Source organism: Chitinophaga sp. 05T412, assembly GCF_056396465.1.
The window spans coordinates 346,991-373,091 of the sequence record NZ_JBFTLN010000016.1 but is presented as its reverse complement, the minus strand read 5'-3'; the positions used below and the strand labels follow the sequence as shown (position 1 = coordinate 373,091).

Below are 26,101 nucleotides of genomic sequence, written 5' to 3'. Positions count from 1 at the left end.
ATTCGTGAAAAACAAAAATTAGTACAATGGATAATCGTATTGCTGAATCAGAATTGATCATCAACAGCCGCGGAGCAGTGTATCACCTGGACGTAAGACCGGATGAACTGGCTCACACCATCATCACCGTTGGCGACCCCGATCGTGTAAGCGCCGTAAGTCAACACTTCGATAAAATAGAAGGTAAATTTCAACACCGCGAATTCGTTACACATACCGGCTATATCGGTAATAAACGCTTGTCTGTAGTGTCTACCGGCATCGGTACCGATAACATTGATATCGTACTCAATGAACTGGATGCACTCGTCAATATCGATTTCAATACCCGACTCATTAAACCTACCCTCACTTCCTTACAGATTATACGCCTCGGTACTTCCGGCGCACTACAGGAAGTCATTCCGGTAGATAGCTTCGTGGTTTCCTCGCATGGCCTGGGCCTCGATAACCTCATGCCCTACTACGCATTTGAAAACACTACCGCCGAAAAGCAATTGCTGGAAGCCTTCCGCGGACAAGTATTCCTGCAACCCGGTGGCGCCAATCCGTGCCTCTTTGAAGCATCCACTACATTACACAATCACTTCAGAGATGGTTTTCATACAGGCATCACCGTTACCTGCCCCGGTTTTTATGCACCGCAGGGCCGCGTACTGCGTGGTACCTTATCCAATCCTAACCTGATTGATAATCTGACCGGCTTCTCTTACGAATCACACCGCATCACCAATTTCGAAATGGAAACATCCGCCATTTATGGAATGGGGCGTGTACTCGGGCATGAATGCCTTTCTATCAGCGCCATCGTAGCTAACCGCATCCGCAAAGAATTCAGTAAAGACGGCGGCGCAGCAGTAGCAGCCCTGATCGAAAAAGGACTCGGAATCATTGCCGGTATATAAGCCATCGCTTATTTTTTTATCTTTGTCATCATGAACAATATCCACTTTTATAAATATCAGGGTACCGGAAATGACTTCGTCATCATGGATAACCGCGACGGAAAATACGACTGGCTCACAGAAGAACAGGTGAATGAATTGTGCGATCGCCGCTTCGGCATCGGTGCTGATGGATTAATGTTGCTGAATAAAAGCGAAGACTACGACTTCGCCATGAAATATTACAACGCAGATGGCCGCGAAAGCTCCATGTGCGGCAATGGCGGCAGATGCCTCGTTGCCTTCGCCCACAAAATGGGCGTTGGTGATGGTAACCTCTACTTCATTGCAGTAGACGGTGAACATGAAGCCACTATGGACGGCGACAGCTGGGTAAACCTGAAAATGTCTGATGTGCATGATGTGGAACACGGTCCACTCTACTATTACCTGAATACCGGCTCCCCACACTTCGTAAAATTTGTGGAAGACGTACAGGCGGTAGACGTATTCAATGAAGGCCGCGGTATCCGCTACAACGAACGCTTTGCAGCCGAAGGTACCAACGTGAACTTCGTACAGCCCTTCGAAGGTGGCATCTTTGTACGCACCTACGAAAGAGGTGTGGAAGATGAAACCTATTCCTGCGGCACCGGCGTAACCGCCGCCGCACTGACATTTGCCGGCAAAGAAACCAAAGCATATACTGTACCCGTACAAACTTTAGGCGGACAACTGGAAGTACGCTTCTCTAAAACCGGAGAACGTACCTTMAGCGATATCTGGCTCTGTGGCCCCGCTAAACTGGTATTTGAAGGTGATATCACCGTGAAATAATTATATCCTTTTTCAGGTATGTATGCCGGCATTACCGGCATACATGCTTATACTCCCACCCTATCCAATTATAGCAGCCACCTAAATAAACCGGCATGAATTATCACTTAATGGTTGACGATAAGTTCATCAATGACTTCATTCGTGATGCAGAAAAAGTAGCTCCCGGAAAAAATGTCTATATCATTGATAACTGGAAAAACAACGCAAAGTTCGTCAAATCCGACCTGGTAACTTTCGCGCCCTTTTATACCCCTGCTTTTAAATCTATCTTAAAAAAAATCACGAATAAAGACAAAGTATTTGTACACTGGGCCTCCGACCTGGCTGTACAAGCCGTACTCAGTCTGCCTCCCGACGTGGCCACCGGCATGTTTTTCTGGGGCGGCGATGTAGTGGAAGTCCCCGCTTCCCGTTTCAAAAAAACGATTTACGGACCTTTGAGCCTGCCCTACTTTGAGAAAACAGAGGGACGGCCTAAGCTTAAGTTCAACCCAATGCGACCCAAGCGGGTACTAACGTCCTTCGCCCAACGTTTTTTCAATTACAAAGGGCAGGAACGCACTATCCTCCGCACGCGCGACCAGTTTTTCAAAAGACTCAACTTCTTCCTCCATTGGAGTCATATCGACTACCAATGGGTGTTGAATCATTATACCACACCCGCACAGCATAAATATTTCTTTTACGACTGCGGACAAAAACCAGATGCTGCAGAACAGGCGGTCATCAATGCCGCCGCCAAAAACAGCGGTGTCACCACCATCCTGCTGGGCAACTCAGACACGATCACCAATAATCACCTGGAAGCATTACAGGCCTTGTCGGCTTACAAACACCTGCCTGTTAAGCTGATTATTCCGCTGAACTATGGCAACACCCAGTACGCCGACTTTGTGCAAAGTGAAGCTATCCGCATCTTTGGTGCAGATAAGGTAATGGCGTTACGGAGCTTCCTCGCCCGTGATGAATACTACAAAATGCTGGCACAGGTAGATGTAGCCGTGATGTACCACTACCGTTCACAGGCCGCTGGCAACGTGCTGGCGCTGTTGTACAGAGGAAAGAAAATCTTCCTCCACAGCAACAGTACGCTTTACGAGCTACTGAAAACAAATGATATCGCTGTTTTTGATTCCAAAGAAATTGGAACCTTGGATTTTGAACAGTTCAAAGCGCCACTGGATGCAGATACTATTCAAAAGAATGTGGCGATTGTAGATAGACTGTTTGATGAAAAAACGAAATTGGACGCGTTGAAGGAAATATTGAATTAATACGCTGGCTATATATTTTTAAGGTGGTCGCATATCGCGGCCACCTTTTCTTTTAGTGGTATCACAAAATGTGATACCACTAAAAACTACCTACTCCCTTCTTCCCCTCAGCTTATTCCACGTAGTATACACGGTGCTATTGATATCCTCCGATACCCTGAATACCAGTATCAGCGAAGCAAATATCACAGCAAACAAAGCACTTCTGACAGCAATATCAATAAAAGGATGAATCATGAAAGGAATCCACATTGTACCGAAATAAGCCACCAAACCTACCACTATCGCTTTCACAGTATTCACAGTAAAAGGTTGTAGGTCAAATTTCATCAAAAGAAACAGGTACCGGATAAGATTAAACACAAAGATGGAAATCAACTCAGCATACCCAGATCCAATCATTCCCAAAGTTTTAATAAGGAAGAAATTCAGCGGGAAAGACAATGCCAGCAACACAATCGAGCTATACAAGTCATACCGCCAGAAACGGGACGTTGCCAGCACCTGACTGTTTAACCCTGTTCCCATATCTATCACCCGGGCCAAACACAGGTAAAGTACTACATACTTACCCTGACTATATCCTGGCGGCAACAATTTGAAAAAGTTATCGATGTTCAGCCAGATAATAAGAAAAATAAACAGGCCGTAAATCAACTGCAACAACGACGACTTAGTATATACCTCATCAATTTTCTCCATATCCCGCTCCTTCCATGCCTGCGCCAACACTGGCAGGCCAATAGCGGACATACTGCGCTGTGGGATCAGTATCAGCGTAGATACATAGGTAACTATAGTGAAGTAAGCCACTTTCTCCAAGCCTCCGGTACTGGCGAGGATAAGGGGCGCAATATTTTTAGCCAGCAATGAAAATAAGATAGCCCCCAGCAATGAAAATGAATAAGTAGCCATCCGCCTGGACAACCGACGCGTCACTTTACTTACCTTGAATGTAAAATGCAGAAAGTGATGCTGATAAAGGTATACCATCAACGCCACCAACAATACACCATACAACAGGGAAAATAACCATAAGAAAGTATCCAGGTTAATCCACTTGAAATAATACGCCGCAATCAATACCGTAGTGAGTAAACGCAATACCAGCTCCTTCAGGAAATTTGGGAACACTGACAAATGCCGCGAACCACTATAACTCTCGAAAACGGCAAACACGGCAAATAAAAAAACGTTGGGATATAACAGGTAGAAATATTCGATAAATAACCGCGACTTTTCAATATATGCCCCTACAATCATGCTTTTGAAGAAGAAAGTACCTGCCACAAACAAGGTAAACCCTATCAGCGTTGCCATCAACGCCCAGGTTAACATATCATTATCTTTATTCTTCAGATGACTCGAATAATAGGGAAAAAAACGGCTGATGGTGGGCACCGAACTAAGGGTACATATTGGCACCATGATCATGGCTATTTCAGGTAACAGGCGGGTCAACGCAAACTGCTCTTTGCTGAATACATGGGGAAATAGGAACACAATATTAATACCCCCTACCGCAAAACCAAGGTAAATCAGCAATGTTGAATTGATACTCTGTTGTTTTATTACGCCCATTTATATATAAATAAATTTAACTATCCCTTGATCTGCAATATTACGCAATATGGAACAGGATTCAACATTTTAACTACCTTTGCGCCCGATGATCCAGTATTTCACAAATATAGATTCCAAAACTGTAGAAATAAAACAGCCCGAAAACGGCGCCTGGGTAAATATCACCCCTCCGCTGAAACAGGTTGAATTTGAACAGTTATCCGAAGAGTTGGATATCCCCCTGGACTTCCTCACGGATTCCCTCGATATCGACGAAAAATCACGGTATGAGCTGGAAGACAATGTGAAACTCATTGTACTGAAAACCCCTACGGAAAATAATTCCATCAACGAAAGTGATGCCTTCTATATCACCATTCCGATTGTAATTATCCTGACCCACCACCAAATTATCACGGTGAACTCCTTCGATAATACGGCAATCAAGAAATTTCTGAACACCTTCCATAACCGCTCCCCCGAGAAAAGGAACATGATGGTGCTCAAAATCTTCGAAAAGGTGGTCATCAACTTCCTGGATTATCTGAAAGAAATCAATCAGCGCAGAAACATGCTGGAAGCAAAACTCTACGATTCCAACCGGAATGAAGAGTTATTAGGGATCATGCGTATCCAGAAAAGCCTGGTATACTTCGTGACGGCCCTGCGCAGCAATGAACTCCTGCTGATGAAGCTGGAACGCACCAACTTCCTGGGGCTCAATGAAGATGAGAAAGAATTCCTGCATGATTTAATTGTAGACACTTCCCAGGCGCTGGAGATGGCCAATGTATACACCAACATCCTCAGCAGCACTATGGATGCCTTTGCCAGCATCATCTCAAATAACCTGAATGTGGTAATGAAACGCTTAACGTCTATTACCATCATCCTTACATTTCCCATGCTGGTAGCCAGTATCTATGGCATGAACGTAGATATCCCCTATCAGCATACCATGCACGCCTTCTATATACCAGTCATCCTTTCAATCGCTATTTCCGTAGTGATCAGCTGGTATTTTATGAAGAAGAAATGGTTCTGACCATTAACTGATACAACTATATGAAAACAGGATTTAACGTAAGAGTATACGGTATCATGATCAATGAACACCAACAGGTGCTGGTCAGCGATGAGTATATCCGTGGAGGTTATTACACCAAATTCCCTGGTGGTGGCCTCGAATTTGKAGAAGGGACCCTCGAATGTGTAATAAGAGAATGGCAGGAAGAACTGGGGCAAGATGTGAAAGTAGTGGAACACATTTACACCACAGACTTCTTCCAGATCTCTGCATTTGATGATGAAACACAAATCATCTCCATCTATTACCTCGTAACACCTACCTCTCCCTTTACGGCCAATGTAGGCACCAAACCTTTCGACTTCACAGTACCGGAAGGTGTAGAAGAAGTAGAACGCGCCCGCTGGATAGATTGGCGCGAGTTTTCTTCCGATGTGGTGACTTTACCGATTGATAAAGTAGTAGCGGATATTATTAAGGAAAAATATTAAAGAGCAGAAAGCCATTGAAGCGATTGACCAACGCGGATATTATATTCGCAGCAGTCAATCGCTTCAATGGCTTTTTGCTTTCTGTTATTCACTAACAATCGGATCTACATGCGGATGTTCTTTCCCCATGGCCGCTAACTTCATTTTCTTCGCCAGATCATGCCCCAGGAAACGTTCTATCCGGTGTTCCAATAAATAGATTAATGGCGTAAGTGCAACAGCCAATACAAATTTGTAGCTGTAGTTCACCATACAAATGGCCAACACGCGTTGCCAGCTCCAGTTATTACCCAGCTTAAAGGCAATAAATAATACGATAAAGCTGTCAACCAGCTGCGATACAATAGTGGAACCTGTTGCCCGTAACCATACGTGCTTATCACCCGTACGTTTCTTAATACGGTGAAACACGGTAACATCCACAATCTGGCTTACCAGGAAAGCAGTTAAGCTACCAAGGATGATCCACATACCCTGTCCGAAGATACTGGTAAAGGCGGTCTGCATATTGGGAACACCATCGGCGGCCTTGCTACCCACCCACCAGCCATCGGCCGGCACATTGATAGCCACCATAAACATAATGAACGCATAAGAAATCAATGCCACCGCGATATAAGAAATACGGCGCACCGCCTTCGGTCCAAAGTATTCATTCACAATATCTGTCATCACAAATTCCAACGGCCATAATAACACCCCTGCGGTTAATGTATAGGACAGCCCGGACTCCCCAAACAGGGTGAATTTATGAGGCGTCATACCGAATAGCTGTTCCAGCGAAAATAATTTACCGCCAATACATTCCGCAATCAATGCGTTGGCCACAAAAAAACTGGTGAATATAACGAACAGCTTGGTAGGCTTGTCGTTTAACAGATTCTTGATCATTTAGTAATTAACTATGAGTTGAAATATAAAAATGGCAATGTTGAGCAAATATAACCACGGAGGCAGTGTCTTCCATTGTATTTTTTTTAACAATAACAGTAACCCTGTCAGCACACATATCAGCCCATTCAACGGAAAAGCAATCCCTACACCCAGTACCAGCACATGATTCACGATAGTATCTAACGCATGATCATATACGGTAATACGCAGGATTTCACTAATTAGAAAGCACAGATTGCATATAAATGCAAATTTTAAAAGGAACCGTATCCAGCGCATATTGAAATTTCGGATAAATTACAGTTATTTTTGTTTCTTTAAAACTAAATCCAAAATATCCGATGAAGCAAAACTGGCTAAAAGCCATTCTTCCCCACCTCGCCGCAATAGGTATCTTCCTCCTGCTGGCAGTGGTGTATTGTTCTCCCGTCCTGGAAGGCAAAGTTGTAAACCAGGCCGACATGAAGAATGTGGAGGGAATGGCGAAAGAGGCAAAGGACTTTTATGAAGCAACCGGTGAACGCCCTTTATGGACCAACAGCATGTTTTCAGGCATGCCGTCTTATGTGATTTATACCGGCCCTGGTACTAACCGGGTGGCGTATATGAACGCAATCACGACCCTGAAAACACCTTTCCCTATTAATATGTTGTTCATGGCCATGTTGAGCATGTACCTGCTCCTCTGCATCCTGGACTTCAAATACTGGATACGCGTCATGGGTGCCRTTGCCTTCACGTTTTGCTCCTACAACGTGATCATCATCGACGTAGGCCACATCACCAAAATGTTCGACATCGCCCTGATGCCGGCTGTACTGGCGGGAATTATTCTCACCTATCGCGGTAAACTCATCACCGGGGCTGCATTAACAGCTTTGGCTACCGGCATGCTCATCTACAATAACCACCTCCAGATTATTTATTATACCCTCATCATGGTAGGCTGTCTGGCGGTAGGTGCCTTTGTTCATGCCCTTCGGGAGAAGCAAATACCACAGTTCTTAAAAGCATCCGGTCTGCTGGCCATTGCCGGTGCACTGGCGGTACTTACTTCCATGGATAGCCTGTTGGTGATCCGCGAGTATACCGACTATACCATGCGTGGCAGCAAATCTGAGCTCACCCTCGACCAGGGCGATATCGCACAAAAGAAATCTACTGGTCTGGATATAGATTACGCGTACGATTGGAGTTATGGTAAAGCAGAATCAGGTACCTTCCTGATCCCCGGCTACGTTGGTAACTCCTCCTCACAGAAACTGGGCAGCAATTCCAATTTCGCGCAGCAAATGATAAGCCTGGGCGTACCTGCGCAACAGGTAGAACAATTTGTAGAACAACAGAAACTACCGGTATACTATGGCGCCCAATCCAAAGGCACCTCCGGCCCGGTATATGTAGGCGCTATCATCTGCTTCCTCTTCGTATTATCATTACTGTTAGTGAAAAGCTGGCATAAATGGTGGCTGGTAGCAGTGACCATTATTGGCTTCATACTGGCATGGGGTAAGAACCTGGCATTCATCAATGATTTCCTGTTCTATCATCTCCCCCTCTACAATAAATTCCGGGCGCCTGCACAGGCACTGGTATTACCATCGTTCACTTTCGTAGTACTGGGATGCTGGGGCTTACAGGAAGTGATCAGCAGCAAACTCACCAAAGCAGTACTGCTGAAAAAACTGAAAGAAGCCCTGCTCATTACCGGCGGTATCCTCCTCGGTTTTGTACTCATCAGCTACTTCTTCACCGGCTTCAGCAGCGCCAGCGATGCTAGCATGCTAGGCTATTTCGCACAGATGATGGGCGGCGAAGAAAATGGTAAACTCCTGATCCGCGCCCTGGAAAAAGATCGCAGCAGCCTGCTCATCAAAGATGCATTCCGCTCTGCTATCTTCATCCTCATCGCAGCAGGTGCTATCTGGGCTTATCTCAAGGATAAAATTAAATGGCAGCCAGCCCTCCTGATCATCGCCGGTGCAGTAGCCATCGACCTGCTACAGGTGGATAGAAACTACCTGAACAACGACAGCTTCGTAGATGATATGAGCTATATGCAGGTATTACAGCCTTCCGCCGCTGATCAGCAAATCAAACAGGACCCTGATCCATACTACCGCGTGTTTAACGTCACCACCGCACCATTCGATGATGCCTCTCCTTCCTACTTCCACAAAAACATCGGCGGCTACAGCCCTGCTAAATTGTGGATTTACCAGGACCTCATCACCCACCAGATCTCCAAACAAAATATGCGCGTGCTGAACATGCTCAACACGAAATATTTTATTGTACCAGATCAGAAAAGCGGTCAACCGATGGCACAACTCAATCCCGGCGCATATGGTAATGCCTGGTTTGTGAAAGATATCGTTTGGGCGCCAGATGCCAATACAGAGATGAAAACGCTGGATAACCTGAATACCCGCGATTCTGCGGTGATCGACAAACGCTTCGCAGCGCAGATGGGTAGCTTCAAAACCAGCGCCGACAGCAGCGCCAGCATCAAGCTCACTAAATACAGTCCGAATAAACTGGAATATACCTCGCACAACCCACAGGATGGCTTCGGCGTATTCTCTGAAATATACTACCCTGCCGGCTGGAAAGCATTTATCGATGGCAACCCCACCGATATCATCCGCACCAACTACGCCCTGCGTGGTCTTAAAATTCCTGCCGGAGATCATAAAATTGAAATGCGCTTCGAACCTACCACCATATTCACCGGTTTGAAAATCGCCAACATCTCCTCCATATTGTTGCTGCTGATAGTAGCCAGCGTATTTGGATGGGAGTTCTTTCAATACCTGAAGAAAGAGCAGAAAGTATAAAGCAGAAAGCAAAAAGCTATTGAGGCGAATGATTAAAGCGGAAGTAATATTCGCTTAGATCATTCGCCTCAATAGCTTTTTGCTTTTTGCTTTCTGCTTTCTGCTTTCTGCTTTCTGCTCTACTAATATCTCTTTGAAAAAATATATCTCAATCCAATAAACAAGTGATGCGCAAAATTAGGGATATGCCCATAATAGCGACTTAATATCTTATACCGCTCTTTCCACGCCAGTTGCTGATGCTGCTTAGAAGCACCACCTACCCTGAATCGCGCTACCACCACCTGCGTATGGCAAATGTTCCTGGACGCCTTTAAAGTACGGATCATCCAGTCTATATCTGCACAAATTTTATACTGCAAATCATACAACGGACTTAAACTACGACGAACCACATACGCCTGATGCGATACCACCATACCATGTTTCAGACTTTTCCAGGTAAGCTGCTCCGGCACTTTATGCGGCGTTTGTTCAGAACGCAAACCAATATCCACTCCATTTTCATCCATGAACATGGCTTCTCCATAGTATACGTCGGCATGTGCGCAGCTGGCAAACATTTTACTCACCACGGCTGCATCTGCCAATACATCATCTGCATTTAAAAACAACAGGTAATCGCCCGTAGCCAGTTGCATGCCCTTATTCATGGCATCATACAGGCCCTTATCTTTTTCAGATATCACTTTGGCGATACGCGAACGATATTTTTCAATCACGCCCAGCGTATTATCCTTAGAAGCGCCATCCACAATAATGTATTCAATATGCGGATAGGTTTGCCCCAGCACGCTCTGAATCGTGCTTTCTATAAATTTCTCCGCATTAAAACACACGGTGATAATGCTCAATACCGGGTTGGCTGACTGACTCATGTAAATAATTATAGTGGTTCCTTTACCACGGATTGAAACAACTCGTAATACTGTTTTGCTACTACCGGCATACTAAAACGCGCTTCCATGTATGCCCGCGCTGCTTTGCCAAATTGCCGGCAACGCGCAGGGTCCTGCAACAGCGACAAGGTATGCGCTGCAAACGCTGCCTGATCACCCGGCGCAATCACATAGCCGGTTTCTCCATGCTTTACTATTTCCCGGCAACCGCCTACATCAAACGTAATACAGGCCGTTTCACAACTACTGGCTTCTATCAGCACATTGGGCAGGTTGTCTGCTTTAGTGGGATAAAAGAAAATATCACTGGCACTATAGCATTGCATCATCTTTTGCGTGTCCTTCACATAACCGGTGTACACACATTCCAGGTGCTTAAACGTACCAGGAATGCGATCCCTGCCAATCATGAGCAAGTATACTTTATGCGTCAGCTGTTGATCCAGTCGTTGTAAAATCTGAAGCAACTCCGCTCCTCCTTTAAACTCACTGTTAAATAAACGCTCGGATACAAAGGTAATCACAGATGCATCTGCAGGTAAGCCCAATGCCTGCCGGGAAGCGGCGCTATCCTGTGGCCGGAAATAATTGGTGTCAATCGGATTCGGAATATGATACAACGGTTCTTCTCTCGTAAGTGGACTCTCCAGCGTCATATCATACAGCCATTCAGAAGGAGAAACAATATGCAGGTCGCTGGCTGCATACAAACGTTGCTTTCTGCGCATCAGGTAATTACCGGTAGGCAATCCCATGGCAGGTGAATGCTTATGCTCTGATTTGCCGGCCCGGCCTGATTTCCAGGCAGTGTCGCCAAAGGTATGCGCGGCGTTGCCCGTCAGGGCCCACATATCATGCAGGGTCCATACTACCGGGGCTACCACTGATAAACGCGGTAACAAAGTAGCGTCAAAGTACCCTCCATGTATATTGTGTAAACTGATGATATCCGGCTGAAAAGCGCGCGCAGCACGCATAATAGCCGGAGAAGAGAAAGGAAAATATAAATATTGTAACCCCAGCTTATTGCTGACTACATTCAGTCCTCTTTCTATCACGTTGCGTACCATACCCGGACGGCTGACCGTTACGCCGGCAGATGCCCGGTGGGTGCCTACCACAAAATGATTTTCGGTATGATAATACTCCGAAAGCCCTGCTGCTATCCGTTGTGCGGCAATGGCAGCACCTCCGCTGTTCTCATATTTATTGATAAAAAGTACCTTCACCCGCTAGTATTTAAAGAACTGTTGCATATGCCTGCGAAACACATCAATGGGCCAGTCGCGCACCAGGATACGGGGCAACGCATATGGATCACTCCAGCTATGCACTTGTCCGTAATAATTGGCGGTTACCAGTTGTAAACCCAGTTCCTTACAGGCTTTTATACTATCTGCATTGTAGTAACGTTTGGAGCCCAGAAATTTACGGCCGCCAAAAGGATAAGAGAAATGTACCTGAGGTGCACCCAGGGTACTTTCCAGTATTTCTTTCGACTTCCCTATTTCCTGCAGCTGCTCCGCATAACTCAACATGCCTACCGCAGGATGCCGGTGTGTATGGCAGCCAATGGTAGCATAGGCGGCATTGTTCATGCCTTTCAGCTCGTCCCAGGTCATGAGGCGGTGAGATGGCCGTCCATTGGCATCTTTGCCGGACCATTCATATAATTGCGCCATCGCTGCTTCAATCATATCCGGCTTGCAAAAGCGTAATACCTGCTGCAGGGCATAATAGGTTTCCCGTATAGCCATGAGCGTGTCTGTCGGGTATTGCCACGTCTGTCCGTTGATATTGATTCGTAATACCGGCGGCAGATTGCTGTCGGTGAGCAGGATGCGTTCCAGATCGTCCCACCACAATTCGTAGTTGGTATTCAGCTTGGACGTGGTAATATAAAACAGCGCGGGTACCTCACGTTGCGTCAGTATGGGCAACGCTTCGTGGTAATTGTCGGCGTATCCATCGTCAAACGTAATGAACACGGACCTTTCCGGGAATGCCTTTTTATTCTTTACATGATATAAAAAGCGATCGGCATCCAGTACGGTATAATCGGAAGCCAGGTGCGTGAGCTGTGCATTGAAGTTGGCGGGGGTAACAGACAGCTCTTGTGGGTCCTGCTGTAAGGTAGTGACCCGGTGATACAATAAGATCACTGCCGGCCGCTGCACTTTGTTCGCCACATAGTGCATCACTGAAAATACTTTTTGACTCACGTTTCCCATCAGATAGTACTTTATAATCGTATCAGGCTTTCTTCGCCCTTACTGCAATAATAATCGGGTATACCGGGTCCTGGAAGTTCAGCTCTTCCGGTAATAATTCTTCGGCCGAAATCCCTTGCAGAATGGCCGTACAGGTGAGTACATTTCCGTAAGAAATGACCTCAATATTATCTTTCCCAAAAACTTCACCAAATACTTTTTCCGCTGATTGTATGGTAAAACGCCAATAATCACCCCAGCGCTGCTGATCGTAGGCGGATATCTGCGTAGCACCTGCTAAAGTGGCCAGCAGTATACCTCCTGGCTTCAGCAGATGATGAGCGCCGGCAATCGCCGTTTTGAAATCGTAAATGAAGTTAAAGGTCTGTGTACAAATGAAGCAATCAATTTTATCTGCAGGTAATGAAGCCATATTGGTCAGATCGCCGACGATAGTTACGTTGGCGCCTTCCTGTACATGCAATACTTCAAAACTGCTTACCTGTGCACCAAATTGTTTGGAATAGCTGCTCTCCGCAATTTCCAGCACATGCCCATTAATATCGGCGCGATGGGCATCCAGGAAGGCAGCAATATAGTGCCGGTCGACCGGCGTACCCCGGCTCCATCCAAAGGCGGGCGACACGGGTTGCAGCTTTCTTAAATTATCCCAGGATACCGGTGAAATGACCTCCCGCTTCATTTTTCTGATAACATTCCGAATGATTTTAAGCATGGCCGGTTATTTTTTTCCAGTATTTTTTGAGCCTGTTTTTAATTTTTGCCTGCACGGTCATTCCTGCTTTTGCGCGCAGGAATTTCGCAAACAATTTTTCCATGGGCAGATTATTCTTCACCGGAATATTGCCAACAGGGATGGGCGACTGATACACTTCCGTATGCAGCCAGTCTTCCTCTTTATAGTGATGCGTTGCCGAGGCAACGTTGCCATCATGTCTCACCAGTGATTTCACGGGGTATAGTGTCAGCATATCATGCAGATAGGCCGTGCCTCTCCAGCGAATGGCCCAGGAGCTTACCTTACCGTTTTTATGCTGGCGCAACATTCTGTAAAATGGATAAGCTCCCCAGAAATCGAATGGCCGTTTTAATCCTTTTGCTTTTATCTGCGCCATCACCTTGTCAGTATCCGGCTCAAACTTGCTCCAGGCGCGGCTCCAGGTGCCCCATCCAAGGCTACCCGGGTCATGTACCAGGAACGTGCTGTCGGTAAAGCTGGCGGGTATCTCAAATGGATACAGATAGCCATGTACTGCCAGCAGCTTTTCTTCATCTGCGTATTTGGTCAGTGCATCGTTCATATATTTTAGGAAGAAGGGCGACAGCGTGAGGTCATCTTCCAAAACAATTATCTTACCATGCTTACCGATCACTTCTGTTACCCCATCAATCACGGAAGTAGCCAGACCTTTGTTTTTCTCCGCTTCCAAAACCACTACCTTACCGCACCATGGCTGGCTATGCACTATTTCCCGCACCTGTCTGATCAGCTGTAACTGTTCAGGTGAAGCGCCTGCTTTGGCGCCATCACAGTACACATATAAGGTACTTTCTTTCGCTTCCTCATTTTTACTCAGACACTGCAAAGTACTGAGCGTCAAATCTGGCCGGTTATAAACAAATAATACGATGGGAGCGAATTCCATAAATGTAAATAGCCCCCGCAGAGCGGGGTAGTTAAGTTAAAGCGGTAAAAATCGGATAAAATTAACAATAAAACAAATGTGTAGAACGGGCTTACAGTCTTCCGCCACCGGCAAAATAACGCTTCCAGTAAGGCTCATTCAAATCACTGATGATAACGCCTGCACTGGTGGATGCGTGTACAAATTTATCATTCTCCAGGTAGATGCCTACATGGGAAATTCTCTTTTTATGAATGCGGAAAAATACCAGATCGCCTTCCCGCAAATCACGTACACTCATCCTTTTTATCTGCGTATACAAATCGGCAGAGTTGCCGGAAAGACCCAATTGAAATACTGCATTCATCAGCGTATTCACAAATCCGGAACAATCAATGCCTGAACGGGTTTTCCCTCCAAGCCGGTAAGGAGTTCCCCACCATTCTTCAATAAAACTATACAACTTCTGGTTTAACACGTCTTCCACGGGAACATCCAGTAACTGTGCATATTTAAACTGCCAGCTCTGTGCATTCTCCAGGTTGGCGCTGCCCCTGGTAATATTTTTACTGATGCTGATATCTTTATTGTTAAAGTTATTACGGGGATGGCGGTTAGTGGCAATGCCATCTATAAATTCAACTGGTCTGTTATTGCCGCTGGTAGTGGGTGTGGTAGTGGTTTTCTTGCTGGTCGTACTTTTCTTTAGTGAAGCGCAGGAACTAAGTGACAATGCACAAATCGATAACTTCACAAATAAATGTCCCTTTACTCTGATCATAATCGGCAGGCTAAATTTTTGCTAAAATAATGTAAGATATTTACTTTCAGCCCTTTCCAACGGCTTTTTATTTTCAAGGTTCTGCGTTCTCTATTTTTCCCGTACTTTTGTCGCTTGACGAAATAGATTAGCTGATGAATTTCTCCCATTTACACGTTCACACCCAATTCTCCTTACTGGATGGTGCCGCCGATATCAAATCTCTGTACAAAAAAGCCATGGCTTCCAATCAGCCTGCCCTGGCCATAACAGACCATGGTAACATGTTTGGCGCTTTTCAGTTTGTGGCAGAGGCATATAATAATAAACTCAATCCGGGCGACCCGAAAGATAAAAGATTAAAAGTAAAACCTATTGTAGGCTGTGAATTTTATGTGGTGGAGAACCGCCATAAACGGGCCTTTACAAGAGAAGAAAAAGATGTACGTTACCACCAGGTGTTGCTGGCAAAAGATGATGAAGGTTATCGTAACCTGATCAAACTTTGTTCACTGGGATATATGGAAGGACTGTATGGTAAATATCCCCGTATCGATAAAGAACTGGTAATACAATACCACAAAGGACTCATTGCTACCACCTGCTGCCTTGGTGCTTCTGTTCCCAGGATTATTCTTCGCCATGGAGAAGAAGCCGGAGAAAAAGAATTCCGCTGGTGGCTGGATATTTTTCAGGATGATTTTTATGTAGAACTGCAACGCCACGGTATTCCGGAACAGGATCAGGTAAACGCCGTGCTGCTGCGCTTTGCCGAGAAATACAATGTAAAGGTAATCGCCTCCAATGATTCACACTATGTAGACCAGGCCGATTCCAACGCACACGACATCCTGCTTTGTATCAATACCGGCGAAAAGAAAAGCACCCCTACCAACAAAGACTTTTCTGACGACGATGCTGCCGGCCCGAAAAAAGGACGCTTCGCGTTTTATAACGACCAGTTTTATTTTAAGACGACGGAAGAAATGACCAAATTGTTTCATGATCTTCCGCAAGCCATTGACAATACCAACGAAATTGTAGATAAAGTACAGCTGCTGGATCTGAAGAGAGATATCCTGCTGCCCAACTTCCCTATTCCAAAAGAATTTATCACCCAGGACCAGTACCTGCGGCATATCACCTACGAAGGCGCCCGCAGCCGCTACCTGGAAATGACCGCCGATATTGAAGAACGTATCAACTTTGAGCTACAGGTAATCGAAAACATGGGGTTTGCCGGTTACTTCCTCATCGTAGCGGACTTCATCAAAGCGGGGCGTGAACTGGGTGTATTTATTGGTCCCGGACGTGGTTCCGCCGCCGGTTCTGCGGTGGCCTACTGTATCGGCATCACCAATATAGATCCCATTAAGTACAACCTGCTGTTTGAGCGTTTCCTTAACCCGGAACGTAAGAGCATGCCCGATATTGATACGGACTTCGATGATGAAGGCCGTCAGAAAGTAATTGACTACGTAGTACAGAAATATGGCCGTAACCAGGTGGCGCAAATCATCACCTACGGTACCATGGCCGCTAAAATGAGTATCAAAGACGTTGCMCGCGTAATGGACCTGCCACTGGTAGACTCCAACGGGCTGGCAAAACTGGTACCAGATAAACCCGGCATCCAGCTGGACCGTATCTTCAACGCCCCGCTGGAAGGGGAGAAAAGCCTCGCCGATAAGGAAGGCCTCGCCGGAGAAGATATTGAAAACGTAAAGAAACTCCGGGAACTGATCACCGGGAACGACCTACAGGCAGAAGTACTCCGCGAAGCCTGCGTACTCGAAGGCTCCGTACGTAATACCGGTATCCACGCGGCAGGTATCATCATTGCCCCGCAAGACCTGTACGACCTCATCCCCGTATCTACCGCGAAAGACTCCGACCTCCTCGTTACACAGTTCGAAGGAAGCATTATCGAGTCGGCCGGCGTTATCAAGATGGACTTTTTGGGTCTGAAAACCCTTACCATCATCAAAGGTGCGCTGGAACTGATCCGCCAAAACCACGGTATTACCATTGAAATAGACAATATTCCACTGGATGATGCCAAAACATACGACCTCTATCAAAAAGGTGAAACCAACGCTACGTTCCAGTTCGAGTCGCCCGGGATGCAGAAGTACCTGCGCGAACTGAAACCGGATAGATTCGACGATCTCATTGCGATGAACGCCTTGTACCGTCCGGGACCACTGGAGTACATCCCTTCCTTTATCCGTCGTAAACACGGGCTGGAGCCGGTACAATACGATATCGCGGAAATGGAGGAATACCTGAATGATACCTACGGTATCACCGTATATCAGGAGCAGGTGATGTTGCTGAGTCAGAAACTGGCGAACTTCTCCAAAGGTGATGCGGATGTACTCCGTAAAGCCATGGGTAAAAAGCAGATCGCGGTACTGAATAAGATGAAGGCGCAATTCATGGAAGGCTGCGCCAAAAATGGCCATGACCCTAAAGTATGCGAAAAAGTATGGACCGACTGGGAAGCATTCGCCTCCTATGCGTTTAACAAATCCCACTCTACCTGCTACGCCTTTGTAGCTTATCAAACGGCTTACCTGAAGGCCCACTACCCTTCTGAGTATATGGCAGCGGTGCTGAACTGCGCCAGCAATATTGAAAAGATCACCTTCTTCATGGAAGAGTCCAAACGCATGGGCATCGACGTATTACCGCCGGATGTGAATGAATCGTTCAAGGGCTTTGCGGTAAACAAACAGGGCCAGGTACGCTTCGGATTGGGTGGCTTGAAAGGTGTAGGTGAAGCAGCCATTGAAAACCTGCTGGAAGAACGTAAAAAAGAAGGTGCTTTCAAGAATGTGTTTGACTTTATCAAACGCGTGAATCAGCGTGCTGTGAACAAAAAATCATTGGAGGCCCTGGTAATGTCCGGTGCTTTCGACAGCTTCCCTGAATTACACCGTGCACAATACTTCCACAAACCGGAGGGCGAGCCGCTCAACGGACTGGATAAAATCGTAAAGTTTGGTCAGCAGGTAACTGCCGGCTCCTCCAATGTTGGTAGCCTCTTCGGCGCCGATGATCTCCCGGATGTAGAGCCACCAAAAATCCCGGCTTGTGATCCATGGCCGCTGATCATGAAGCTAAACAACGAGAAAGATATCACCGGTATCTACATCTCCGGGCACCMACTGGATGATTATCGCTTTGAAATGAAGCATTATCATATGAATTCGGTGCAGGAGCTGGTAGAGTATCAAACAGAGATCGCCCAACCCGGCGGTACCGGCGGCCGTTCCCGGGAACGTAATTTCCGCCTGGCAGTATATATTACCAGCGCACAGGAAAGAATTTCCCGTAACAACCGGCAGTTTGGGGTAATGGTGATTGAGGATTATACCGGTAAATTTGAATTTGCTTTGTGGAGTGAAGATTTCATCCGCTTTGCGCCATACCTGAAACCGGGATTATGCCTCTTTATCAATGGTGGCTTCAAATCCAAACGTTTCAACGATAACGAATACGAGTTTAAAGTAAGTAGTATACAATTGCTGCAGGAAGTGAAGAAAACCCATACCAAACAGGTTTATCTGAATACGATGCCCAAGTATATCAACCGGCAAACCGTCGACTTCCTGGTAGACAATGTAAACCGTTTTCCGGGCAACAGCATCCTGCATGTGCACCTGACCGACCGGGATGATCAAACACAGGCTAAATTGCACACTTTTAACCGGAATATTGAGATGAATGACGAGCTGGCAGGGTTTCTACATAAGCAGCCTGACATTGATGTGTATATAGAGATAATCAATAAGTAATGATGCCAAAAATGCAGTAATTTGCACGTGGATTAAGATTTGATAATAAGATAATACAATTCAGAAAATCAAAACAATCGTTAAATAAAACATTTTAAATCATAATTTATGGCTTTAGAAATCACTGACGCGAACTTCCAGAAAGAAGTTATTGAATCCGATAAATTAACTGTTATTGACTTTTGGGCAGAATGGTGTGGTCCTTGTCGCGCAATCGGTCCGGTAATCGAAGAGTTGTCTAAAGATTACGCAGGTAAAGTAAACATTGGTAAGGTGAACGTGGATCAGAATCCAGAGTTATCTATCAATTACGGTATCACCAGCATTCCAGCTATCCTGTTCGTAAAAGGTGGCCAGGTAGTGGACAAACAAGTGGGCGCCGTGCCTAAATCCGTACTGGATAAAAAAATACAGGCCAATATGTAATTTTTATAAAAACAGAGTTTAGGAGCGCGCCGGATTATTCCGGCGCGCTTTTTTTTGTCTTGTCGGGATTCATGGCCACCGGATGTTAAACAACTTTGTATTGATGTTTGTAGATATGGGTAATCAATAAAAGCAATTATTAATTAAAACTCCAAAATCAAAGTACATGTCATTAGAATTCACTGATGCGAACTTTCAAACTGAAGTTCTTGGCTCCGACAAATTATCTGTTGTTGACTGTTGGGCAGAATGGTGTGGCCCATGTCGCGCAATCGCTCCGGTAATCGAAGAGTTGTCTAAAGATTACGCAGGTCAGGCAAACATTGGTAAATTGAACGTGGATCATAATCCCCAGATAGCTGTCGATTATGGTATCACCAGCATTCCTGCTATCCTCTTCATAAAAGACGGCAAGGTAGTGGACAAACAAGTGGGTGCTGTGCCTAAAGCCGTACTGGAGAAAAAAATACAGGCTAATCTGTAATTTTTATAAAAACTGAGTTTAGGAGCGCGCCGGATTATTCCGGTGCGCTTTTTTTGACCCGTTCTTTCCCGTATCTTCATTGCAAATTCTACTTTATTGCGCTATCACTTTATTATCCTTTTTACCTTTCTTTATTGCGTGGGTGCCACAGCACAGCGTAAGTGCGGCACCGCAGAAGCCTTGCAACAACGGGTGCAGAAAACTCCCCGTTTACAGGAATTACTGCAAAAAAATGAAGCCCTGATGCTGCAGGGCCAGCAACGGCAACGCCTGCACGCCAGAACAGAAGCTGTTCGTGCATCGGTATCTATTCCCGTAGTAGTACATGTGTTATTGGATGATCCCAGCCTGGTAACGGATGCTCAAATCCAATCGCAGATTGATGTGCTGAATCGCGACTACAACGCCGTCAATCCTGATATTTCCCAGGTACCTTCGGTATGGCAGCCTATTATCGGTAATACACAAATTCATTTTTGCCTGGCGCAACGTACCCCGGGCGATGAGCCTACCAATGGCATTGTGCGCGTGAAAACGGCGCCGGGCCAAAGCTTTTCTATTCTCAACGGCGCTGCCGATGCCAAATATGCCGCCACTGGCGGTACCGATGGCTGGGACCATTCCAAATACCTGAATATATGGGTGACCCGCCTGTCTGGTAACTACCTGGGCGTAGCCGCCCCTCCGGGCACCGGTTATCCGCTGGAACAGGAAGGCGTAGTGATACAATACACCGCTTTTGGAACCACTGGCAGCGTTGGCCGGGTATATAACCTGGGCCGTACAGCTACCCACGAAATAGGCCATTATTTTGGTTTAAAACATATTTGGGGAGATGATAATGGCGGCTGTACCATTGATGATGGGATCGCCGACACGCCCCTGCAGGGTGATAATACCTACGGATGCCCTTCTTTCCCAAAACTGGACAACTGCTCTCCCACCTTTCCCGGTATCATGTTCATGAACTACATGGACTATACCGATGATGCCTGTATGCATCTCTTTACGGCGGGTCAGGTAGACCGGATGCGCTTTGTGCTCGAAAATATCTCGGAAAGCCTCATGAGCTCCGATGGCTGTACGCCGCCGGTGCTGGTGAACAACGATGCCTCACTGGTAGGCATTACGGCGCCGGATGGCAAAATATGCGACAATCATATTACGCCGGTAGTCATTCTGCGGAACCGGGGTATCAATCCCCTCACAGCAGTGACTATCTGGTATCAGCTGAATGGCGGTGCGCTCACCCAGTACCAGTGGACAGGCAACCTGGGCAGCTTACAGCAAGCAACGGTGACGCTGCCGGGTACAGATGTAGCCATCAATACCTATAACCTGAAAGCCTATACGCAATCTCCCAACGGACAGCCCGATGGGAACCTGCTGAACGATACGGCMAATATCCGTTTCCGTTATGATGCAGAAGCCAGGCTTCCCTTCTCGCAAGGCTTTGAAGATGATAGCTTCCCACCACCCGGCTGGGATCTTTATAATCMTGACCGCAGCTTCACCTGGGAACGTTCCCGCGATGTAGGCAGAAACAGCCAGGCGTCTGCCCTGATCCGTAACCTGGGTTACAATACCAATGACCAGACAGACGACCTTATTACACCAGTCATAGATCCGCAAGGCGCCGATTCCGTATTCCTGTTTTTTGATGTGGCGGCAGCGGTATATTCCGATCCGGCTACCACCGGCATTTCCTGGGATACCTTGCAGATCATAACTACGAACGACTGCCGCCAAACCGGTACGCTACTATATTCCAAATGGGGACCGAACCTGATTACCAGGGCCAAACCGATACAAACGGAGTTTGTGCCCACGGCCAATGAATGGCGTAGAGATTCTGTGGATCTGACCGCAATAGCACATAAAGGAAAATTTCAAGTAGCATTCAGAAACATTTCAAATTCAGAGAATAACATTTATATTGATAATATAAATATTGTCACGAAAGAAGTGAACCCTGCTCTCCGGGAAAAAGGCGTACTGGTGAATCCCAACCCTACTACCGGCGTTTTTTGGGTCACCTTTTACCAGGTACCGGAAGACCTCCAGCAGGTGTCTATTTACAACACGCAGGGGCAGCTAATGGGTAGCCAGCCGGCATCTGCTATCGGCGCCGGCAACCGGCTGACCTTTAATTTGGTAAATGAGCCAAATGGTGTTTATTTTGTAAAATTAATTTACAGGAACAGGGCCAACACCATCAAATTAATGAAAGTAAGATGACGACGAGAAAAGATAATCCGGCTGTTCAAACGCTCCTTCAGCAACCCAACCTGGACGCAGCACTGAAGCGCATTGCAGAGAAAATCCTTCAAGAGGAAAGAATCACGCCCGAAGATGGGCTGGTCTTATTTGAAAAAGCAGATATTGGCCTTGTAGGCGCTTTAGCCAACCATGTACGCGAGCGCATGCATGGCGACAAGACCTACTTCAACCGCAACTTTCACATAGAGCCAACAAACGTCTGTGTATTTACCTGCCACTTCTGCTCCTATTCCCGCTTGTATAAAAACCGGGAAGATGGATGGGAACTGAGCATCGACCAGATGATGGATATCGTGAAAAAATACGACAACCAACCCGTTACAGAAGTACATATTGTAGGTGGCGTACATCCTAAAATGCAACTGGACTTTTTCGTGGAACTGATCAAACAAATCAGGGCCCACCGTCCGGAACTGCACATCAAAGGATTTACCGCCGTGGAACTGGATTATATGTTCCGCAAAGCCAAAGTAAGTGTAGACGAAGGTATGCGCATACTCAATGAAGCCGGCCTGCAATCCATGCCGGGCGGCGGCGCAGAAATATTTGCACCGGAAGTACGCGCTAAAATATGCCATGATAAAGTAGATGCCGACGGATGGCTCGCCATTCACAAAGCTGCTCACCTTCGCGGTATGCACACCAACGCTACCATGCTGTATGGCCACGTGGAATCTTTTGCAGACCGCATTGACCACATGGAACGCTTACGCAGCCTGCAGGACGAAACCGGTGGTTTCAACACCTTCATTCCGCTGAAATTCCGTAATAAAGGCAACGACATGTCTGATATCGCGGAAAGCTCTATCGTGGAAGATCTGCGCCTGTATGCCATTGCACGCCTTTACATGGATAACTTCCCCCACCTGAAAGCCTACTGGCCTATGCTGGGAAGAAATACCGCACAACTCACCCTTTCTTTCGGCGTAAACGACCTGGATGGTACCATCGATGACACCACCAAGATCTACTCTATGGCCGGTGCAGAAGAACAAAATCCATCTATGAACACGGCACAACTGGCACAACTGATTAAACAGGCTGGCAGAAGACCCGTAGAAAGAGATACCGTATACAACGAAATAAAGGATTATACTAACGTCGTTTTTTCTGATGAAGAATTACTGACCAAATAGTACTGCTATCTTATGCAATTACACCTGAAATGTTTACTGATCGCCAGTTTATACGCTGCCGGCTGTCACCAGAGCAATACCAGTAATACCGCCAACACAGCAGATACCGCCACCGCTGCTACTACCACAGAAGCAGCTACGGTAACTTCCAACGGCACCGCCTTCAAAAAGCAAGGTACACTGGCCTTTCTGGGAAAATCCGGCGCAGATACCCTGCGCAAAATTGATATCCAGCTGGCGCAAACCGACGAACAACGCGCCGATGGATTGATGTATCGCAAGTCAATGACAGACGATCAGGGCATGCTCTTTATTTTTCCGGACATGGAAGAACGTGCCTTCTGGATGAAAAACACCTACATCTCCCTGGATATTATCTATATAGCAGATAACATGGAAATTGTGTCCATACAGAAATACGCCACACCACTATCCGAAGAAAGTTTACCTTCCTACAAAAAAGCAAAATATGTACTGGAGGTAAATGGTGGCTTCAGCGATAAATACCACATCGCCTACGGAGATAAAATCGCTTATCAGCAATAATATTAAAAGAGAAGCCCCCGCACGAAGCGGGGGCTTTTTTCGCTCTATGATACATATTTGATCGCTAACACTAATAGCCTCTTTATACTTCAGCAGCAGCATTCACTACTTCAAGAATATGCAGCTGGGTTTTCCCCGCAGGTACTTCCCAGTCAATCACATCACCAGTGCTATACCCCAACAGGGCCGTACCAATGGGCGACAGAATCGATAATTTACCTTCCTGCAAATTGCTCAATGCCGGCAGCACCAGCTGTACACTCCTGACCTTTCCGCTGCGCTCATCCCTGAATTGCAACGTTGAATTTACCTGTACTACATGGTCAGGCACTTTACCCTTTCTCACAACTGCTCTGTCCAGCTCTTCTTTGAGCTTGTGGGTAGCCGGCGCTTCATAGCACAGGGTTTTAAGGATTTCGTAATCATGTAGGGACACAATGATCTGTTTCTTTTTCATGATGACCGGGTTTTACAGCTTCGGCTTTCGCACACAGCTTTCAGCTAGTTATTAAATGATGGCCCCGGATGCAGCAAAGCTCCTGCTCTACTATTGTAATCCGGTGCATATATTTCCTGATAAGATCGTACATCCGTTCTCGTTATTCTTCTGAACAGGGCGGCAGGACTTACCTTCTCTGCCGAAGCAAAGCCACAGGCTCCCATCAGCTCCGCCAATGCCGCAATGGTGTTGCGGTGATAGTTGGCTACACGTACCCGTTTGTCAGCTACATTCACGCCCTGATAAAGCGTGGGGTCTTGTGTGGCCACCCCTACCGGACAGCTGCCGCTATCACATTGCAACGCCTGGATACAGCCCAATGCCAGCATCATACCGCGGGCACTGTAACACGCATCTGCGCCTATCGCTAATACCTTCATAATGTCGAAACCGGTAATTACTTTACCACTCGCCATAATGCGGATATGTTGCTTCAGATCATAATGACGCAACAGGTTCACCACCAGCGCCAATGCATCGTACAACGGCATCCCGATGGAATCGGTAAATTCCAGTGGCGCCGCACCTGTACCACCTTCTGCGCCATCCACCGTGATAAAGTCCGGATAAATACCCGTGTTGACCATAGCAGTGCAAATACGTTCAAACTCGTCAGCACGGCCTACGCACAGCTTAAACCCAATTGGCTTGCCGCCGGAAAGTTTACGCAACTGCTGTAAAAAAGCCAGCATCTCATACTCATTACTGAAAGCGGTATGCGCGGCAGGCGATAATACGCTGGTACCTGATTTTACTTTACGGATCGCCGCAATTTCAGGCGTATTTTTAGCAGCAGGTAACACCCCTCCCTTACCCGGTTTGGCGCCCTGACTCAATTTCAACTCAATCATTTTTACACACGGCTCCGCAGCAGCTACCACAAATATTTCCGGCGAAAAATTCCCCTGCTCATCGCGGCAACCAAAGTAACCGGTACCAATTTGCCAGATCAGGTCACCGCCATGCTGCAGGTGATAAGGACTAATCCCACCCTCTCCGGTATTATGCGCGAAACCACCTATTTGTGCACCACCATTCAGCGACGCAATAGCTGTTTTACTCAATGCACCATAACTCATAGCGCTTACGTTCAACAGACTGGCATTGTATGGCTTCGTACACTGGGCATTACCAATATTCACTCTTAAATCTTCCGCTTTTACTTTCATGGGAAACGCCGTATGCGCGGCCCACTCATAGCCCGGCTCATACATGTTGTCCAATGCGCCAAATGCCACGGTTTGTTTTACATCCTTCGCACGCTGATACACCACCGCACGCTGACGGCGATTGAATGGCCTTCCATCTGTATCCGATTCAAAGAAATACTGACGCATCTCCGGCCTGATTTGCTCCAACAGGTAACGCAACCGCCCCAGCAAAGGATAGTTACGCAACAACGCATGCTTCCTTTGCAGCCGGTCATAAATGGTTAACACGCTAAGCCCCACTGCCACAGGCAACAGGAACCATCCGGTTAAATATCCACGATAAAGACTTGTAGCGACGCTCACATCCAGCAACAGGCATAAAAGATAAACTGCCCATCGTGCTATCCGATGATTCATAAAACTGTTTTTATAAGATTGTTTTGGAAAAATACAA

At 46.5% G+C, this 26,101-nt stretch carries 22 protein-coding genes; 12 read left to right on the top strand and 10 right to left on the bottom strand.

The window, feature by feature from the left end:
• Nucleotides 1-26 precede the first annotated feature (26 nt).
• The 3 genes from AC1DFM_RS29140 to AC1DFM_RS29130 all read left to right on the top strand — a co-directional run bounded on the left by AC1DFM_RS29140 (nucleotide 27) and on the right by AC1DFM_RS29130 (nucleotide 2,998).
• Nucleotides 27-905, top strand: coding sequence for a nucleoside phosphorylase (locus AC1DFM_RS29140; RefSeq protein ID WP_477080304.1), 879 nt, complete (start codon nucleotides 27-29; stop codon nucleotides 903-905).
• 30 nt (nucleotides 906-935) lie between these two features.
• Nucleotides 936-1,721 carry a diaminopimelate epimerase gene (dapF, locus tag AC1DFM_RS29135; protein WP_477080303.1) on the top strand — a complete coding sequence of 262 codons (786 nt, stop codon included), beginning with the start codon at nucleotides 936-938 and terminating at the stop codon, nucleotides 1,719-1,721.
• A gap of 95 nt (nucleotides 1,722-1,816) precedes the next feature.
• Nucleotides 1,817-2,998, top strand: a complete 1,182-nt coding sequence (locus tag AC1DFM_RS29130) for a TDP-N-acetylfucosamine:lipid II N-acetylfucosaminyltransferase family protein (protein WP_477080302.1) — start codon at nucleotides 1,817-1,819, stop codon at nucleotides 2,996-2,998.
• 90 nt (nucleotides 2,999-3,088) lie between these two features.
• On the opposite strand, the gene AC1DFM_RS29125 is transcribed toward AC1DFM_RS29130, so the two are convergent.
• Nucleotides 3,089-4,579 (bottom strand): lipopolysaccharide biosynthesis protein, encoded by a 1,491-nt coding sequence (locus AC1DFM_RS29125; RefSeq protein WP_477080301.1) that lies wholly within the window; start codon nucleotides 4,577-4,579, stop codon nucleotides 3,089-3,091.
• Between the two features lie 88 nt (nucleotides 4,580-4,667).
• On the opposite strand from AC1DFM_RS29125, the gene AC1DFM_RS29120 reads away from it, so the two are divergent.
• Entirely contained in the window at nucleotides 4,668-5,606 is a 939-nt protein-coding gene (locus AC1DFM_RS29120; protein ID WP_477080300.1) for a magnesium transporter CorA family protein, read from the top strand.
• 20 nt (nucleotides 5,607-5,626) lie between these two features.
• Nucleotides 5,627-6,079, top strand: coding sequence for an NUDIX domain-containing protein (locus tag AC1DFM_RS29115; protein WP_477080299.1), 453 nt, complete (start codon nucleotides 5,627-5,629; stop codon nucleotides 6,077-6,079).
• Nucleotides 6,080-6,163: 84 nt separating this feature from the next.
• Here AC1DFM_RS29115 and AC1DFM_RS29110 read toward each other — a convergent pair whose 3' ends face one another.
• Nucleotides 6,164-6,970, bottom strand: a complete 807-nt coding sequence (locus tag AC1DFM_RS29110) for a queuosine precursor transporter (RefSeq protein WP_477080298.1) — start codon at nucleotides 6,968-6,970, stop codon at nucleotides 6,164-6,166.
• Between the two features lie 344 nt (nucleotides 6,971-7,314).
• Between AC1DFM_RS29110 and AC1DFM_RS29105 the strand changes: the two genes are divergently transcribed.
• Nucleotides 7,315-9,810 carry a YfhO family protein gene (locus AC1DFM_RS29105; protein ID WP_477080297.1) on the top strand — a complete coding sequence of 832 codons (2,496 nt, stop codon included), beginning with the start codon at nucleotides 7,315-7,317 and terminating at the stop codon, nucleotides 9,808-9,810.
• 122 nt (nucleotides 9,811-9,932) lie between these two features.
• On the opposite strand, the gene AC1DFM_RS29100 is transcribed toward AC1DFM_RS29105, so the two are convergent.
• The 6 genes from AC1DFM_RS29100 to AC1DFM_RS29075 form a co-directional block, all read right to left on the bottom strand.
• Nucleotides 9,933-10,688 carry a glycosyltransferase family 2 protein gene (locus AC1DFM_RS29100; RefSeq protein ID WP_477080296.1) on the bottom strand — a complete coding sequence of 252 codons (756 nt, stop codon included), beginning with the start codon at nucleotides 10,686-10,688 and terminating at the stop codon, nucleotides 9,933-9,935.
• An 8-nt stretch (nucleotides 10,689-10,696) separates the two neighbouring features.
• Nucleotides 10,697-11,938 (bottom strand): glycosyltransferase, encoded by a 1,242-nt coding sequence (locus AC1DFM_RS29095; protein WP_477080295.1) that lies wholly within the window; start codon nucleotides 11,936-11,938, stop codon nucleotides 10,697-10,699.
• A gap of 3 nt (nucleotides 11,939-11,941) precedes the next feature.
• On the bottom strand, nucleotides 11,942-12,940 hold the full coding sequence (locus AC1DFM_RS29090) for a polysaccharide deacetylase family protein (protein ID WP_477080294.1): 999 nt from the start codon (nucleotides 12,938-12,940) through the stop codon (nucleotides 11,942-11,944).
• Nucleotides 12,941-12,962: 22 nt separating this feature from the next.
• Entirely contained in the window at nucleotides 12,963-13,655 is a 693-nt protein-coding gene (locus AC1DFM_RS29085) for a class I SAM-dependent methyltransferase (RefSeq protein WP_477080293.1), read from the bottom strand.
• The gene (locus tag AC1DFM_RS29080) at nucleotides 13,648-14,541 is read right to left on the bottom strand and encodes a hypothetical protein (RefSeq protein WP_477080292.1); all 894 of its coding nucleotides are present in this window, start codon (nucleotides 14,539-14,541) and stop codon (nucleotides 13,648-13,650) included. The genes AC1DFM_RS29085 and AC1DFM_RS29080 overlap by 8 nt, the downstream gene beginning before the upstream one ends.
• Before the next feature lie 136 nt (nucleotides 14,542-14,677).
• Entirely contained in the window at nucleotides 14,678-15,346 is a 669-nt protein-coding gene (locus tag AC1DFM_RS29075; protein WP_477080291.1) for a C40 family peptidase, read from the bottom strand.
• A gap of 134 nt (nucleotides 15,347-15,480) precedes the next feature.
• Between AC1DFM_RS29075 and dnaE the strand changes: the two genes are divergently transcribed.
• The 6 genes from dnaE to AC1DFM_RS29045 all read left to right on the top strand — a co-directional run bounded on the left by dnaE (nucleotide 15,481) and on the right by AC1DFM_RS29045 (nucleotide 23,997).
• Nucleotides 15,481-19,125: a DNA polymerase III subunit alpha gene (gene dnaE, locus AC1DFM_RS29070; RefSeq protein WP_477080290.1), complete on the top strand. Its 3,645-nt coding sequence runs from the start codon at nucleotides 15,481-15,483 to the stop codon at nucleotides 19,123-19,125.
• Between the two features lie 108 nt (nucleotides 19,126-19,233).
• Nucleotides 19,234-19,551 (top strand): thioredoxin, encoded by a 318-nt coding sequence (gene trxA, locus AC1DFM_RS29065; protein ID WP_477080289.1) that lies wholly within the window; start codon nucleotides 19,234-19,236, stop codon nucleotides 19,549-19,551.
• A gap of 166 nt (nucleotides 19,552-19,717) precedes the next feature.
• On the top strand, nucleotides 19,718-20,035 hold the full coding sequence (trxA, locus tag AC1DFM_RS29060) for a thioredoxin (RefSeq protein WP_477080288.1): 318 nt from the start codon (nucleotides 19,718-19,720) through the stop codon (nucleotides 20,033-20,035).
• A gap of 138 nt (nucleotides 20,036-20,173) precedes the next feature.
• The gene (locus tag AC1DFM_RS29055) at nucleotides 20,174-22,273 is read left to right on the top strand and encodes a M43 family zinc metalloprotease (protein ID WP_477080287.1); all 2,100 of its coding nucleotides are present in this window, start codon (nucleotides 20,174-20,176) and stop codon (nucleotides 22,271-22,273) included.
• A complete protein-coding gene (gene mqnE, locus AC1DFM_RS29050; protein ID WP_477080286.1) occupies nucleotides 22,270-23,451 on the top strand; it encodes an aminofutalosine synthase MqnE in 1,182 nt (393 codons plus the stop codon). Before AC1DFM_RS29055 ends, mqnE begins: the two co-directional genes overlap by 4 nt.
• A gap of 12 nt (nucleotides 23,452-23,463) precedes the next feature.
• Nucleotides 23,464-23,997, top strand: coding sequence for a DUF192 domain-containing protein (locus tag AC1DFM_RS29045; RefSeq protein ID WP_477080285.1), 534 nt, complete (start codon nucleotides 23,464-23,466; stop codon nucleotides 23,995-23,997).
• Between the two features lie 82 nt (nucleotides 23,998-24,079).
• Here AC1DFM_RS29045 and AC1DFM_RS29040 read toward each other — a convergent pair whose 3' ends face one another.
• Entirely contained in the window at nucleotides 24,080-24,454 is a 375-nt protein-coding gene (locus AC1DFM_RS29040) for a GreA/GreB family elongation factor (protein ID WP_477080284.1), read from the bottom strand.
• A 44-nt stretch (nucleotides 24,455-24,498) separates the two neighbouring features.
• Entirely contained in the window at nucleotides 24,499-26,064 is a 1,566-nt protein-coding gene (locus AC1DFM_RS29035; protein WP_477080283.1) for an FMN-binding glutamate synthase family protein, read from the bottom strand.
• Nucleotides 26,065-26,101 lie beyond the last annotated feature (37 nt).

Excerpts from the sequence above, each read along its gene's own strand:
- AC1DFM_RS29085 (WP_477080293.1), bottom strand. The coding sequence starts at position 13,655 with ATGCTTAAAATCATTCGGAATGTTATCAGAAAAATGAAGCGGGAGGTC.
- AC1DFM_RS29045 (WP_477080285.1), top strand. The coding sequence starts at position 23,464 with ATGCAATTACACCTGAAATGTTTACTGATCGCCAGTTTATACGCTGCC.
- AC1DFM_RS29035 (WP_477080283.1), bottom strand. The coding sequence starts at position 26,064 with ATGAATCATCGGATAGCACGATGGGCAGTTTATCTTTTATGCCTGTTG.
- AC1DFM_RS29130 (WP_477080302.1), top strand. The coding sequence starts at position 1,817 with ATGAATTATCACTTAATGGTTGACGATAAGTTCATCAATGACTTCATT.
- AC1DFM_RS29140 (WP_477080304.1), top strand. The coding sequence starts at position 27 with ATGGATAATCGTATTGCTGAATCAGAATTGATCATCAACAGCCGCGGA.
- AC1DFM_RS29110 (WP_477080298.1), bottom strand. The coding sequence starts at position 6,970 with ATGATCAAGAATCTGTTAAACGACAAGCCTACCAAGCTGTTCGTTATA.
- trxA (WP_477080289.1), top strand. The coding sequence starts at position 19,234 with ATGGCTTTAGAAATCACTGACGCGAACTTCCAGAAAGAAGTTATTGAA.
- AC1DFM_RS29120 (WP_477080300.1), top strand. The coding sequence starts at position 4,668 with ATGATCCAGTATTTCACAAATATAGATTCCAAAACTGTAGAAATAAAA.
- AC1DFM_RS29075 (WP_477080291.1), bottom strand. The coding sequence starts at position 15,346 with ATGATCAGAGTAAAGGGACATTTATTTGTGAAGTTATCGATTTGTGCA.
- AC1DFM_RS29125 (WP_477080301.1), bottom strand. The coding sequence starts at position 4,579 with ATGGGCGTAATAAAACAACAGAGTATCAATTCAACATTGCTGATTTAC.
- AC1DFM_RS29100 (WP_477080296.1), bottom strand. The coding sequence starts at position 10,688 with ATGAGTCAGTCAGCCAACCCGGTATTGAGCATTATCACCGTGTGTTTT.
- AC1DFM_RS29040 (WP_477080284.1), bottom strand. The coding sequence starts at position 24,454 with ATGAAAAAGAAACAGATCATTGTGTCCCTACATGATTACGAAATCCTT.
- trxA (WP_477080288.1), top strand. The coding sequence starts at position 19,718 with ATGTCATTAGAATTCACTGATGCGAACTTTCAAACTGAAGTTCTTGGC.
- mqnE (WP_477080286.1), top strand. The coding sequence starts at position 22,270 with ATGACGACGAGAAAAGATAATCCGGCTGTTCAAACGCTCCTTCAGCAA.
- AC1DFM_RS29090 (WP_477080294.1), bottom strand. The coding sequence starts at position 12,940 with ATGGGAAACGTGAGTCAAAAAGTATTTTCAGTGATGCACTATGTGGCG.